General features: G+C 61.5%; 7 protein-coding genes. 3 read left to right on the forward strand and 4 right to left on the reverse strand.

Annotated features, from left to right (window positions below; genetic code table 11):
* The first annotated feature begins 153 nt into the window (after positions 1-153).
* Complete coding sequence (locus tag BV034_RS03550) at positions 154-7,230, forward strand: autotransporter-associated beta strand repeat-containing protein (RefSeq protein WP_050024184.1); 7,077 nt, start codon at positions 154-156, stop codon at positions 7,228-7,230.
* A gap of 48 nt (positions 7,231-7,278) precedes the next feature.
* On the opposite strand, the gene BV034_RS03555 is transcribed toward BV034_RS03550, so the two are convergent.
* On the reverse strand, positions 7,279-8,139 hold the full coding sequence (locus BV034_RS03555) for an alpha/beta hydrolase (RefSeq protein WP_050024186.1): 861 nt from the start codon (positions 8,137-8,139) through the stop codon (positions 7,279-7,281).
* Positions 8,140-8,277: 138 nt separating this feature from the next.
* Here BV034_RS03555 and BV034_RS03560 point away from each other — a divergent pair, with 138 nt between their 5' ends.
* Entirely contained in the window at positions 8,278-9,981 is a 1,704-nt protein-coding gene (locus tag BV034_RS03560) for a glycosyltransferase family 10 (RefSeq protein WP_050024187.1), read from the forward strand.
* Positions 9,982-10,097: 116 nt separating this feature from the next.
* Positions 10,098-10,232: a hypothetical protein gene (locus BV034_RS35600; RefSeq protein ID WP_265592583.1), complete on the forward strand. Its 135-nt coding sequence runs from the start codon at positions 10,098-10,100 to the stop codon at positions 10,230-10,232.
* On the opposite strand, the gene BV034_RS03565 is transcribed toward BV034_RS35600, so the two are convergent.
* The 3 genes from BV034_RS03565 to BV034_RS03575 all read right to left on the reverse strand — a co-directional run bounded on the left by BV034_RS03565 (position 10,229) and on the right by BV034_RS03575 (position 14,607).
* A complete protein-coding gene (locus BV034_RS03565; protein WP_050024190.1) occupies positions 10,229-11,515 on the reverse strand; it encodes a glycosyltransferase in 1,287 nt (428 codons plus the stop codon). The two genes, BV034_RS35600 and BV034_RS03565, sit on opposite strands and share 4 nt — an antisense overlap.
* A gap of 5 nt (positions 11,516-11,520) precedes the next feature.
* A complete protein-coding gene (locus BV034_RS03570; protein WP_063768669.1) occupies positions 11,521-13,881 on the reverse strand; it encodes a glycosyltransferase in 2,361 nt (786 codons plus the stop codon).
* Between the two features lie 150 nt (positions 13,882-14,031).
* A complete protein-coding gene (locus BV034_RS03575; RefSeq protein WP_050024194.1) occupies positions 14,032-14,607 on the reverse strand; it encodes a DUF417 family protein in 576 nt (191 codons plus the stop codon).
* Between the last annotated feature and the right edge of the window lie 12 nt (positions 14,608-14,619).

Below are 14,619 nucleotides of genomic sequence, written 5' to 3' on the forward strand. Positions count from 1 at the left end.
GAGCGGGGGTGGCACGGGAAAAATCGGCTCAGATGCCCCGAGCTCGGGTGAGGAAGTCTGCAAAACCTGGGAAACGGCCAGATTTTTGGCAATCACTGATTAACTGGGACCGTTTGCTGATTCGCCCATCCCCCAATTTTCTCCCAAGACCCCATGTTCAAGCCCGTGTTCGCGTCGGCCTCCCGTCGCCTCAAAACCGTCGTCCCCACCCCTTCGCTCCTGAAAAAGGCCGCCTGTATTTTGGCTGGGGTCGGAGTCAGTTTCGGCACCGTCTCTGCGGATCTGATCCAGTGGAACCAGTCGCTGGGGGGCGACTTCAATACAGCTGCGAACTGGAATCCAGCGGTGGTGCCCGGAGCAGGCGACCAAGCTGTCTTCAGCATTGCCACGGGTGACGTCACCCTTTCCAGTGCTGCGGTTTTGGACAGCATTCTCTTTACCGGCGGCGCGAGCTCCTTTGCACTGGGCACCTTGGGAGGGAACGGTCTAACGCTGGGGGACGGGGGTTCCATTACCGTGTCATCCTCGTTGGCGGGTATCGGAAAGACTTTCACGATCAACGCCCCGCTCCTGCTCAACCCACAGTCCGCCACGACAGCAGGCATCTTTTCTCTGTTGAATGACGCTACGGCCTCCAGCAACATTCTGGTCGTCGCGGGTGACATCTCGGCAGGGACGACTTCTGCCACAGAGACGCTGACGCTCGGTGGGAGCAACACGGGGGCAAACCTGGTTTCAGGAGCCATCAGCAACGGTGCCGCGGCCAGCCTGGCGCTCATCAAGAGTGGCGCAGGCACCTGGACCTTGAGCGGGGCCAACACCTACACTGGCGGCACTGCCATCTCTGAAGGAACCCTGGCATTGAGTGGAGGAAACAACCGTCTGCTCAGCACGAGCGCGGTGAGTTTCAATGGACCCTCCGGCGCGCTCGACATGGGTGCCACCAGTCAGACCCTGGCGGGACTCACCTTTCTGGCGGGCTCCCTGAACAACCAGTATGTCATCAATGGCACTGGCGGTGCCCTCGTCGTGACGGGCGGGAATTTTGAAGTGGGGGGAGGGAGCGCGGCCGCGCAGTCCGTGGTCACGAACGTGAACATGAGCGCGCTGGGGAGTTTCACCTTTAACCGGGCTGCGGGCATCTTTAACGTCGGAGGCACCACGAACGTCGGCAACGTCGCCATCACTGGCAACGCCACCGTGACGCTGGCAGCTGTGAACACGATCACCGCGGCCAGCTTCAATGTCGGCCACTACACGACAGGGGTGGATTCCCTGAACAGCGGCACTGTGCATCTGGGCCAGACCAACACGATCAATGCCAACGCGATTGTGGTGGGCATCTCCAAGACCACCGCGACGGTAGATTTCCAGAATCTGACCACGCCCACGCTCAAGATTCGCGGCACGCTGGGGACGGACACGGATCGTGCCCAGATCACCGTGGGCTCCAATGACAGCGGACTCACCGCCACGGTGGCGACGTTTGATCTCACCAACGGCGGCACCGTCAGCAGCACGCTGGATGCAAAGGTCAGCACCTTGCGCATCGGTCAGAACAACCGCAACAACACCACCGTAGGACGGGCCGCGACCGGGACGTTTAGCATGGGCCTGGGCACCCTGGATGCCACAACCATCATCGTGGGCCAGCAGGGGGCTCTCTCTGGGGCCAATACTTTTTCAGGTGCTGCCACAGGCACCTTCAACATCAGCGGTGGCACTGTCATTGCGACCACGCTGACGCTAGCTGACAAGCTGAGTGGCGCTGCGGTGCAGACCATCACCAGCAATCTCAATCTCTACAGTGGCACCCTCAGCGCGACAACGATCCAGCGCGGGACAACAGGGACCGGAGCCGGTGCCAATACCGCCACCATCAATTTCAACTGGGTGGATGGCACCATCAGCAACATCAACGGTGTCAACCAGACGGTAAGTGGCAAGACGGCCGTCAACGGGCTGACTGGCGGCCTGAATATCGTGCTGAACAATACTGGCAACGTGTCAGGGACGCACATCTGGAACGTTGGCGGCACCCAGACCTCGACTTTGGAAAACACGGTGACCCTTTCGGGTGCGGGCAGCCTGCGCAAGACCGGCACTGGCACCTTGGTGCTGCAGGGAACCAACACTTATGCAGGCGCTACAGAAGTCACGGCTGGTACTGTGCGTTTTGCCACTCGCGGTGGTCTTTACAATGGAGACTCGACCAAGTGGACTAGCTCCAACCTGGTGGTGTCCTCCGGGGCAACCGCCGCCTTCAATGTGGGTGGTTCGGGAGAATTCACGGTGCAGGACATTGATCTGCTGAGTTCCCTGGGCACGACCACCGGCGGGTTTCAAAGTGGTTCTTTCATTGGGCTCGACACCACCAATGCCGTTGGCAACTTTGTGTACAATCTGGCGCTGACCAACACGGACAACGGCCCCAACGTCCTCGGGCTGGTGAAGCTGGGCACGGGCACGCTGGAACTCACGGCTGCCAACACCTACACGGGAGGCACCAACATTGTCGCTGGCACGCTCGCCTTGAGCGGCGGGAACGACCGGCTCTACAGAGCGGGGGTGCTCAATTTCACCGGCAGCAGCGGCACGCTGGATGTTGGCTCTACCAACCAGAGCTTGGGTGGGATGACCTTTGGAATCGCAGGCACGAACAACTACACCATTACGGGAGCCAGCGGCACACTGTCCGTGACTGCCGGCAACCTGCACATCGGCGGGGGCGGCGTGGGTTCCACGGGAGCCAATCCCACTACCGTCAACATGACGGGGTTGGGGACCTTCAACTATGTGAATACGAGCGGCACTTTCAGTGTCGGTGGCAGAGCTGATATTGGTGCCGCGGTGAGCTCGGCCGGCACACTGTTGATGGCGGCCAATACCAACATCACTGCGACGAAGTTTTCCGTCAGCCCCGTGTCATCAGGAAACAGCTCGCCCAACACCGGCACCGTGCGCATGGGGCAGAATACGGTCATCAATGCCAGCACCATCGAGGTAGGTGTGGGCAAGGCGACCTCCGTGCTGGATTTTCAAACTTCGTTGTTGAACCCGACTTTGAAGATCCGTGGCACCGGCGGTACGGATACGGACCGGGCGGCGATCACTTTGGGCATTCACGACTCAGGGGTGATTGGCAACACCTCCACCGTGGACCTGGTCACTGGAGTGGCGGGAGCGAGCACGCTGGATGCGATGGTGAGTACGCTAATGATTGCGCAGAACGTCCGCAATGGGGCTGCGGGCACCCCTACCACTGCCACCTTCACGATGGGGCAGGGGACGATGAACGCCACCTCCATCGTCATCGGCCAGCAGAATGCCGTCACCGGCTCCAATAGCTCAGGCAACGCCACCGGCACCTTGAGTCTGCATGGCGGCACCATCACCACCGGCACCCTGACCCTGGCCAACAAGCTGGCCACTGCCACGGCCCAGACCATCACGAGCAACTTCAATCTCTACAGCGGAGCGCTCTATGCCACGACTATTGAGCGAGGTGCCGTGGGCACGGGTGCCGGAGCAGATACGGCCACCATCAACTTCAACTGGGTGGATGGCACGATCGGCAACATTGCAGGAGCGAACCAGACTGTCGATGGCAAGTCGGTTGTGAATGGTCTCACGGGCGGCCTCAACATTGTGCTCAATAACACAGGCAATGTCTCAGGGACCCACACATGGGCTGTCAGCGGCACCCAGACCGCTACAATCAAGAGCACCGCGATTCTGAGCGGGGCGGGTGGTTTGACGAAGACCGGCACTGGCACCCTGGTGTTTGAAGGGGCCAACACCTATGCGGGCATGACCATCGTGAACGCTGGCGAATTGCAACTGAATGCCACTGGCACCCAGTCGATTGCCGGAAACGTGACGGTGAACGGTGGTTCGGTGAAATTGATGCAGTCAGCCCAGATCAACTCGGCCAGCAGCCTGGTGGTGGCAGGGGGTGCCTTCAATCTCCAGAACTTTGACCAGACACTTGCTGGCGTGCGTCTGGATTCAGGCACGATATCCGGCTCGGGCACGCTCACCAGCACCACGGCCTTTGACCTGCGCTCTGGAACCGTGAGCGGCAAACTGGGCGGGACTGCCGGTCTCGCGAAGAGCACCACTGGTACCGTGATCCTTTCCGGCATCAACACCTATACGGGTGGCACCACCGTCAACAGTGGTATCCTCATTGCTGCCAACTCGGGTGCATTGGGCACCAACAACTCGCTGACCATCGCGAATGGAGCAAGCTTCCTCTACCGGCCTGCCTCCAATGGAGCATTGAATCTGGGCACAGGCGCTTTGAACCTGCAAGGTGGCAGCACCATCGGCACCACCTTGACCGGTTTGCCCTCGCAGAATGCGATCACCAGTTCTGCCACGGCGTCCGCTGCCGGGGCGGTGAAAGTGGCGGTGTACTTCACTCCTGGCGTCATAGTGGCCAACGGCACTCACAATTTGGTGACGACCGGTGGGGGGCTAACCGCCGGCGGAGCGACCTACAGCGCTGCTTACTACAACCTTACCAACTCCACAGTCAGCTTCCAGTCGACCGACACCGCCCTCAGCGTAAATGTTGCCAGCACGACGGCTCTCGCTGCCGCCTATTGGAAGGGTGGGCTGGGCATTGGCAGTAATGTCTGGGCGCTGTCGGACGGCACCACGAGCAACTGGGTGACAAACGCCAACGGCACCGGAGCCACCGCTCTGGTCCCAGGAGCAGGGGCAGCGATCACCTTCTCTGCGACAGGAGCCACAGATCAGGGGGCGATGGTATTGGGAGCCAACATGTCCATTGCCTCGCTGACTGTGAGTGACACCAATGTCATCACGTTGAACGCAGACGGCAACACCCTCACCTTGTCCGCCGCAGGCGGGATCAACGTCACGGCGGGCGCAGGGGCGGTGACCCTGAACGCCGGACTCAATCTGGCGACGGCCCAGACCTGGACCAACAACAGCAGCAATACGCTTTCCATCGGCGGACCGGTGGTCTTCAATGGCACCTTCACGCTGACGGCGAACGGTTCAGGAAACACCGTGATCTCCGGTGCCCTCAGCGGTACTGGCGGTGTCACAAAGACCGGGACGGGATCCTTGACTCTTTCCGGCGCCAATACCAACACGGGCGCGCTGGCCGTGAACGGAGGTCGGGTCAATCTTTCCGGAGGTTACCAAGGGGCGATTTCGGTGGCCACGGGGACAAACAGCCGCGGCATGCTAAACATTCTGACGGGAGCCAGCCTCACCGGAACCAACATGGCTCTGGGCATCGGCAATGGTGAAGGGGCGAATGGTGCCGTTTACCAATCGGGTGGTGATGTGTTGATGAACAACAACATCAACCTGGGCCTGGGGGGCACATCGACCGCATCCTCCTACGGTTTCTTCAGCATGAGTGGCGGCACCCTTTCAGACACCAACGGGACGAACGTGCGTTTCCGAATGGGGGGCGGTGGCAACTACTCCAATGGAGTGTTCTACCAGTCAGGAGGATCCATCAGTATCGCCATTTCCAATGGGTTGGAAGTGGGTGGAAACGGGACCGGAGGCTTCTCCAACTCCACTGGCATCGGTTACCTCACCGGCGGCACGTTCACCGCTGTTTCAAACCGTATCGGGTACAACAACACCACGAACAGCACCGGCGGTATTCGGGGGGAGCAGACTGTAGCGGGAACGGCCGTGGTGACGATCAACGGCGCCACTACACTAGGCCAGGGGGCCGGGGACGTGGGCATCCTGAACCTGAATGGGGGCTTGTATGTCACCCGACAGATCACCAAGGGCCTCGGCACCAGCATTGTGAACTTCAACGGTGGCACACTTAAAGTTGCGACTGGCACTGGCGCCGCAGGTAGTTTCCTGACCGGACTCACCCAGGCAAATGTGTACTCCGGCGGGGTGAGGGTTGATACGAATGGCATCAATACGACCATCGCCCAGGTATTGGCAGCTCCCACCGGGAACGGGGTTTCCACCATTGAAGTGACGAACGGCGGCAGCGGCTACGTGGGTCCTCCGATCATTGTCATCACAGGCGCGGGCAGCGGAGCCACCGCGGTTGCCAACATGGTGGATGACGGCACGGGTAACGGGACCTTCAAGATTGCCAGCATCACCATCACGAGCGCGGGCACGGGCTACTCCAGTGCGCCCACCGTCACCCTTGCCGGAGGTGGCGGCACCGGTGCGGTGGTGGGAATGGTTAACACCTCTGCGAATACATCGGGTGGTATCACCAAGACCGGCAACGGCAATCTGACCCTCACGGGAGCCAACACCTACACCGGCGCAACGGTGGTGGAGACTGGGGTGCTGATCGCGGGCAATGCGAGCGCGTTTGGTGTCAACTCGGCGACAACGGTCAATGCGGGAGCCACCCTGCGACTCGCGGGCAATGGCGTCACCCTGGGTTCGCTCTCCGGGTCAGGCACGGTGGAAGATACCACCGCGACCGCGGCGACACTCACCCTGGGCAGCGATGGAACCTCGACCAACTTCAGCGGGGTGCTTCAGAATGGCTCCGGCGGAGGATTGCTCTCTGTGCTCAAGACCGGTGCAGGCACCCAGGTCTTTTCAGGAGTGAACACCTACACTGGCACCACCACGATCAATCAAGGCGCGCTGCAAATTGGTCACGGGGGCGTGGGTTCGACAGTGGCAGGCAGCGCGCTGACGGTGAACGGTGTCAATGCAGCAGTGGCTGGCACTGGTCTCGCAGCGGGATCGGTGACCGTCACCTCAGGCTTTATTCGTCCGGGCGACAACGGCGGCGCAGCGACTGGCACCCTCAATGTTGGCAGCTTGAACCTGACTGCAGGCGGCAGCGGGGTCTTGCAGATCGAAGGTGCATCGAGCTATGACCGCATCAATGTGGTCAACAGCGGCGGGCTGACCCTGAACGGCAATCTGAATGTCACCAGTTCTCTCACAGGGAATGAATACGACCAGACCTTCGCCATTGGCGCCACCTTCAATCTTCTCGACTGGGCGGGCCTCATGAACGGCACTTTCAATGTCGGCACCAACTTCCGCAACGGCAGCGAGGATACCGGCCTCCAGTTTGACCTCCCCGATCTCAGTGCCCTGTCCCGCTACTGGGACGTCAGCCAGTTCCTCACAGACGGCACCATCACCGTGGTCGTCCCCGAACCTGGCCGCGCAATGCTCCTGCTCGCGGGCCTGAGCGCGGTGTTCTTGGGGCGTCGTCGTCGCTGCTGCAAATAGAAAACGAAGTCCTTCGGAGTCTCCGACGGACTTCACAGGGCCTCTTGCTTATTTTAAGAACCCGCTGTCCACCAGCCACTCACGGAAGCGGAATGGCCAGGCGCCGGCGGCGGTGGTGGTGCCGGGCTTGTAGCCGAAGCCATGGCCGGCGTTGCTGTAGATGTGCAGCTCCGCTTTCACACCGGCGGCCTTGTACTTGAGATAGAGGCTGGCCATGCCCTCGGCGATATCGGGGCGGTCGCCGTAGCCGCAGGCGATGAAGAGTGGGGGCATGCCTTTCTCCACGGTGAAGAGGTTGGAGGTGCCGGGATAGATCAGCGCCTGGAAGTCGGGGCGGCTGCTTGCCTTCTCGATGGAATCGGCCGAGCTGGCGTCACCTGCGTCGGACTTCATGGCGGAGAAAGCAGCGAGTTCACCGCCGGCGGAGAACCCGATGATGCCAATCTTGTCGGGCTTGATGCCCCACTCTTGAGCCTTGCTGCGGACCGTGCGAAGTGCGCGGCGCGTGTCGGCCATGGCGTGGTCCTGGATGGTGTAGGCGCCGTTGGAGTCCTTGTCGCGGGCCAGCCGGTACTTCAGGACAAAGGCGGCGATGCCGTGTTCCTGAAACCACTCTGCCAGAGCATAGCCCTCATGACCAAGGCAGAGCTTGGAATGGCCACCGCCGGGAGCGATGACCACGGCCAGACCGGTGTTGTCCTTGGTCGGCAGATAGGGCGTGATCGTGGGATTGTGGACGTTGGTGACATTGCTGCCGTCCAGCTTCTCCGCCTCACTGCGGCGGGCTTCGGAGCCCGGGGCTCCGTTGGGCCACAAGGGGAGTTCGGCCGGGTGACTGGGCTCAGCGCTGAAGAGAATGCCGGTGGTGAAGGTGACGGCCAGGAGGAAGGCTGGGAGGGTGAGTTTCATGAAGAACAGGTCAATGCGTGGGAGACCGTAACGGTCGCCAACGGCAGGATTGTGCAGTACAAAACAGACGGCAGGCAAACTCGCATCAGGGCGCTCTGATGATTCTTTACAGCCGCGGAGAAAACGCCACTAGTCCGCATGATCCGAGTGCCAGCCGCCGAACTGCGTACGCCCTATCCCATTCCCTTTGAGGAAATGCTGGAGGCCGGGTTTGGCTCAGTGCTCGAGTGTGAGTGTCTTTGCGGATTGGTGCGTCAGGTCGCGGGAGAAGCGGCGCCCCGTCCTTCATTGTTTGAAATTGGCACCCACCGGGGCGCCGGCCTCTGCCATTTTCATGCCATGGCTCCGGAGTTGGAGCTTCAATCCTTGAATGTTCTTCCGGAGCATCTCCCGCACCTTCCCAGACAGATGGCCAGCGAGATTCTTCCTCGTGAGGAGATTGGCCGCTTCGCGATCGAGGCGGGCGTGCCCTTCGTTCAACACTATGGCAATTCGCGCACGTTCGACTGGGAGGCACTGGCAGAGCAAAATCAGTTCGATATCGTCTTTGTCGATGGCAGTCACGAGCAGTTCACCGTGTTTGCCGACACCTTGCATGCGTTGCAGATTCTCAAGCCGGGAGGATTGATCATCTGGCATGACTACAAGGTCATCGATGAACCGGGGAGGCAGGTGTTCGCTGCGGTCAATGATCTCGACGAGCACGAGTTCGGCGGCCAGATCCATCATGTGGAGGGTACCTGGCTGGCTTATGCGCGCAGGCCAGAGGGCGTGCCGCCTCGCGATTCGAGCCCAGCGATGCAGCAGGCTTCCAATACACCCGCGGCGGACCTTTCTCTCCGCCTGCGGGAGATCCCCACTCGCCATGCCACCCAGGCAGAGGCCATTGCGTGGCATCTCGCCCATAGTCGGAGGGCCAGCCTGGCCCGACGCGTCCGAGATTTGCCTGCGGTGCCGAGGGTGCTCTTCTTCTCTGATCACCGCAATCCAGTTTGGCCCGGGGCCTTGGAAACGCACTGTGCCACGGGTGCCTACGAGACCACTCAAGATCCAGGCCAAATCCGGCAGGCCGACGTGGTCGTCTTTCATCTTCCAGAAGTCCCTGCCTGGGCGCGGTTGCCCCGTCAGGATCACCAGATCTGGGTGGGAGTCACCATGGAACCGGATGGTTACTGTCCCAGCCAGGCGGACGCCTCACAGATGTCCACATTGGACCTGCTGCTTTCCTATCATGCCTGGGCAGATCTTCAGTTGACCTATGCCCCGCCCGGCACCCTTGCGGAGGTGCTGCGCCCGCCTCCGCCCAAGGATCCTGAAAAACTGGTCTGTGCCTTTGTCTCCAATTCCCACTCGCTTTCGGGGCGTGAGCGACTCATTGGCTTGCTGGAAAAACACCTGCCGGTGCACCACTTTGGGGAATGGCATCACAACCAGCCAGGACCGTGCCCGAAAGGGAGGGAGGGCAAGCTGGAGGTGTTGCGCCAGTATCAGTTTTGCCTGGCCATTGAAAACTGCCTGCAAGAGGACTACGTCTCGGAGAAATGGTACGACTGTCTGGCAGCAGGGTGTGTGCCCATCTATTTTGGCGCTCCCAACATTGCGGAGTATGCCCCCGGTCCTGGTGCGTATTTGCAGGTTTCGACCGCCGGAGCTATGACTCAACTGGCGGCCAAAGTGAAAGCCACGGCATGCACCACCCCGCATTATGAGAGCTATTTCCGGTGGAAACAGCACGTAGCCACTCCCTTCCAACAGCTGTATGATCGCCCCCTCGACCGCCTCACCTTGATGGAGAAAATCGATTTGATGATCAAGCGTGCCCGGGAGGGCGGCCTCGCTTGAGAGGGGCATTTGGCACCTCTCTTGCTTCTTATTGATCGCTGCGTGCCATAAATTATTCTCTTGACGGGGTTTCTTCGATCCCTTTTCCTAACCGCAACTCATCAACGTCACATCATATGGAATTCGACAGCCCCGCTGACTTCGCCACCGTTGCCACCTCCCCTGTCATGCTCGATTTGAGCCTGGACGAACTGGACGCGATTCTTGAGGTGGACGTGGTGAACACGGTGCCTCCCCTGACCAACGTTTAATCAGGCTGGCGGTGCAGCCATCGCTCGATCTGGACGCAGGCCGTCTTCAGGGCCGAATTTGAATCGAAGTGCGGCGCCAATTCACTGGCGCGGCTTCGATTTTCTTCTGTTAGCACCCGAGTCTCCAGCACCTCAGCCAATGCCGGGGCGGTCAGCTGGTGTGGATTCACGGCAGCGCCGAGCCCCAAGCTAACCACCTGCCGGGCATTGTAGAACTGGTCGTTCCCATACGGCTCGATCAGCAGCGGAGTGCCTGCCGTGATCGCACGGGCCACGGTGCCGATGCCACCATGGGTGATGACCGCCGCCGCCTGGGCAAAGAGTCGGTGCTGAGGACCTTCAGTTAGCAGGGCCGCCTCCCCTCTGGCGCAGGCTGATTGAAAGGCGTCACTCCGCAGAGCCGCCCAACCTGCCTGCGCCACCAGGGGACGTCGCAAGAGTCTCGCGGCTTCCAGATGCAGGTCCAGCACCCGTTCCGGGTGGGCCAGCGGCTGGCTGCTGAAGGCCAGGACCAGAGGAGCAGGCTGGCCCTCCAGAAGGTTCGCAAGAGAGTCCGCCGGATCCCGACCCTCCCAATGCGGAGGTTCGTGGAGCCAAAATCCCGTTTGCACAATCTCCCGTCCGGTTTCCACCGCGGGTACGCCAAAAAGCGGATGCGTGGCCAGGAGCACCCGGGGGGCGACAAAGAGATCGCGCTCGTCTGCCACCGGGACCTCCGCAAGCCCCAGTTGGCGCCGCAGAGCATGAATGCGGTCTCGATAGCGGCGGGTCCACGGCTGGGTGGCATCCCGCTCCTCACGGGCGGCGATGCCTGCCGCCGCCGCCGTGCCGGGAGCCGGGTAGAGCCAGGGGAGCACGCAGACCGTGATCCACGGGATGCCGGCGAGATCACTCACCATGCGACCGATCGACTGAAGTCGCGAGCACACCAGCAGGTCAGCCCCGGCACAGGCGGCCGTCACGTCTTCCAGCATTTCATCGAACCCAAGCTTTTCATGAAGCTCCGGCTGGTTCACGCCGGTGGTGCGATCCCTCACGTCAGGAGGGCCTCCTTTCTCCGGCAGCCAATGGTCGAAGGCCTCCGGTTTGTTTCGCACCGTGGTGGGGTCCTGTTCGCGGCGGGTGGGATGGAGTTGCATGCCGCAGCTCTCCACGTGGAGCCGGAGGTATTCCGGCCCCGCATATCTCACGATATGCCCCCGCTCTACCAGCCTCCGTCCGAGTGCCAGGAAGGGGAAGTGGTCTCCCAGCGTGCCAGTGGAGGTGAGTGTCAGCAGGGCCATGACGGTCAGGGGTGCACGATCTCCACCTTGGGCAGGCCCCAGCACGTCACCCCGAAGTCCTGGGCCATCTGGGCGAGGCCTTCAGTTTCCACGAACCCACGATATGGCATGGCTGGGAAGCGCAGCCCGTGGCGATGCAGGTCCGCCTCGACCAGCAGCATGGTGCCTCCCACCCCGTCCAGTTCCACCTCCTCCTGATCCCGAAACGCATCCAGATACTTCCGGCTCAGTCCCGCGGGTGGTTGGTAGAGCCCGTCCAGGAGATGCTCGGGGCCGTCGCGCAGCGCCTTGTCTTTGAACACAAAGCTGTTGAGGTCAAACGAGGGGCCGCCATACACGCCCTTCACGCAGTTCGGGCACACAATCTGGTGACCTGAATCCAATAGCCTGAGCAGCACATCAGCCGGCCATTTCAGCAAGTCCACATCGATCCACAGGACCCACGCCTCGTCATCCAGCGCGCTTTCCACCAGCGTATTCCGGCTTTGGGCGAGCACGGTGCGCCTCTGCCTTTGCAGGGAGGGTTGCGAGCGTTCTCCCTTCAGTTGAAAGCCGTAGTCACGCTGGAGCAAGCGAGTGCCTGCCAGCCGGTGGCCATGCGCTGCCAGATGCTCACGTGCGACCGCCGCCGTGGCGTCACGGCTGTCGCTTTCCAGCAGTGCCAGGGAGATCTTGTCCAGGGGGTAGTCCGTGCGCAGCAGGTTGGCGAAGAAAGGACCGAGAAACGGCACGGCGTCCTTGACCGGCGTGGCAATCAGGATCTTGGGCAGTTCTCGGGTGATGGAGACTGTGGAACGAATTGGTGGCACGGACGCAATGGTCGCCGCAGGAACAGGCCGCGGTGACAGGGCAAGGGATGGGGTCGCTGACAGTCCCGGCAAGCCCAACGCCAGCAGGTACTCATGCACCGGGAGCGCGGGCTGCATGATGCGCAATCTCGTCTCACAAGCCGACTCCTCCCAGTGCTGGCTGGCCGCCATCCAGAGTGAGTCCCAGTGAGCCTCTGAGAAGGTGTTCTGGCCGTGGCAGATGTAAGTGTAGAGCGTGGGGGCATCCAGCATGCAGATGCGTCCCTTCGCGGCCAGCTCCTGGACAGGCGGGGTGTCCTCGCCGGCGCGGAGCTCGGGATACGCCGTGATGGTGCCGCGCCGCCACATTAGGGCGCATTCCCAGATGCGGTTCGATGAAATGGCAAACCGGCTGCGGGCCGGCCACCACATCTGCAGGCGGTTCAGGCCGCAGGCATCCGCTCCGCTGGCAAAGATCGCCATGACCTGACGTTCCAGCCTCGCTGGACTGGAGAGGTCATCGTCATCCCATTGGCAGAGCAGGCTTCCGCGTGCCTCGGCCAGTGCCAGATTCCGCAGAGCGCCCAGAGGCTTGCCTTCGGGCGGCATCTGGATCCACCGGATGCGACCCCCGTCATCATCCTGGACAAAAGGGGGTAGGTCATTGCCTGAGTCATCGATCACCACCAGTTCACGGTTGGCGTAGGTCTGCCGTCGAAAGGCAGCAACCGCCTGTCCGGCCAGCTCCCGTCGCCGTCCCGTGACCATGAGGCAGGAGACCAGCGGACGGTATCCGGCAGCCTCTGCCAAAGAGGCTGTCTTGGGTTCATTGAGCACTCCGGACACCAGAGGCGAGGCCGAGCGCAGCAGGAACAGGCGCGTCTGCTCATGTCCCTTTCGCCACCAGGTGCCGTCCCAGTAGTGCAGGGCATAGGTGCCAGGGCCATACCAGTGAGGAGAGCCGGGTTCCCGGGCCTTCAGCCACTCTCCATCTTGATTGGTCGCGGGCTGCACAGACTCGCTGGGAAGCAGCTTGGGCCGCCATTCAGGTTGCTCGCAACCGTGTGTGACGTGGGTCAGCAGGAAGGGGCCAGTGGCATCCAGCGGGCCCGTGTTCTTGCGGCGTTGTGTCATCTCCGCCACCACCAGCTTCCAGAAGGGATGACCGGGTTCAGAGGCCATCCAGGCGTTTCCCACAATGCGGCGCATGCCCGCCGAAGCGGAAACTTTGGCCGACAGATGCAGCTCTGGTTCCAACGGCAGCAGCAGCCGTTCACCTGACAGGAGTGGTTCGAGCGGTCTTAGGCACTCCGTGTCCAGATCGGCATAGACCCCGCCAAAGTGGTCCAGCAGGAGATACCTTGCCGCATCGGCTCGCATGATGCCGGATCCATACCCGTCGTACACCGGCAAAAAGTCCGGATAGCAGGTGGCGACAAACTCCCGTAGGGAGGCATCTGTCCAGAGCCGGTGCTCCCACTCCGGGAGATGGTTAGCCCAGGTGCTGCGCAGGGCCGCCCACCTCTCTGGCAGCGCCTCGTCACGCCACATCTGGTGGAGAATTTTTGGGATGGGCATGCAGGAGCGCAGGATGAAGTCCTGCTGCACGTCCTAGCGGCGGGCGATGGGGGATTCAAGGAGAAAATCGCCCCGCCTCTTTTGCCAGCGTCAACCCAAGGCCGGGAAATTGGAGCAGGGCACGATCACCCCAGTCCATCCCGGTCGATGCTATTTTCCTCGTACCGCGAGCGCCGCCCTGGCCGAATCCGCCATGGTGACCAGCGCTGCCCCCAGCATGATGGCGTCTTTCACCACGAGGCGCCCACGCCCGCTGAGGTAGGGGAAGCCGTGCTCCGTATCACCCAGTGCAGGCACCCAGGACTCGGGCGTGGTGATGAGGAACGACAGCGTGACCAGAGACATCACCGCGACGAGAAAGCTCCCCACTGCGGCCAGTCCGGGTGACCAGGGATGAAGGCAGAGCAGCAGCCCGTAGATGACGATCACGGCACCCAGGCCGTAGGAGAACTCATAGGTGCGGTTCTCCTCATGCCAGGCCCGGTTCTGCGGCACGAACTGGCCTTCGGCATTCATATGGGTCTTGTATTCCGGTGCCGGGTGTTTGTAGAGGAAGCTCATGAGTGGGCTGTTGGCCACGAAGGGCACAATGCCATCTGCCTCATACTTGAAGATCTTGAGCCCGCCGATCCACAGGAGCACCACCACGAGGCCCAGGCGGGTAAGAGTCATTCCCAGCCGTTCTGAGCCTGCTGCCAGCGTGAGAAAGCGCGAATAGAGATTCATGGGCCACGGTAT

It is taken from the genome of Verrucomicrobium sp. BvORR034 (genome assembly GCF_000739635.1).
In the GTDB taxonomy this organism is placed as follows: domain Bacteria; phylum Verrucomicrobiota; class Verrucomicrobiia; order Verrucomicrobiales; family Verrucomicrobiaceae; genus Verrucomicrobium.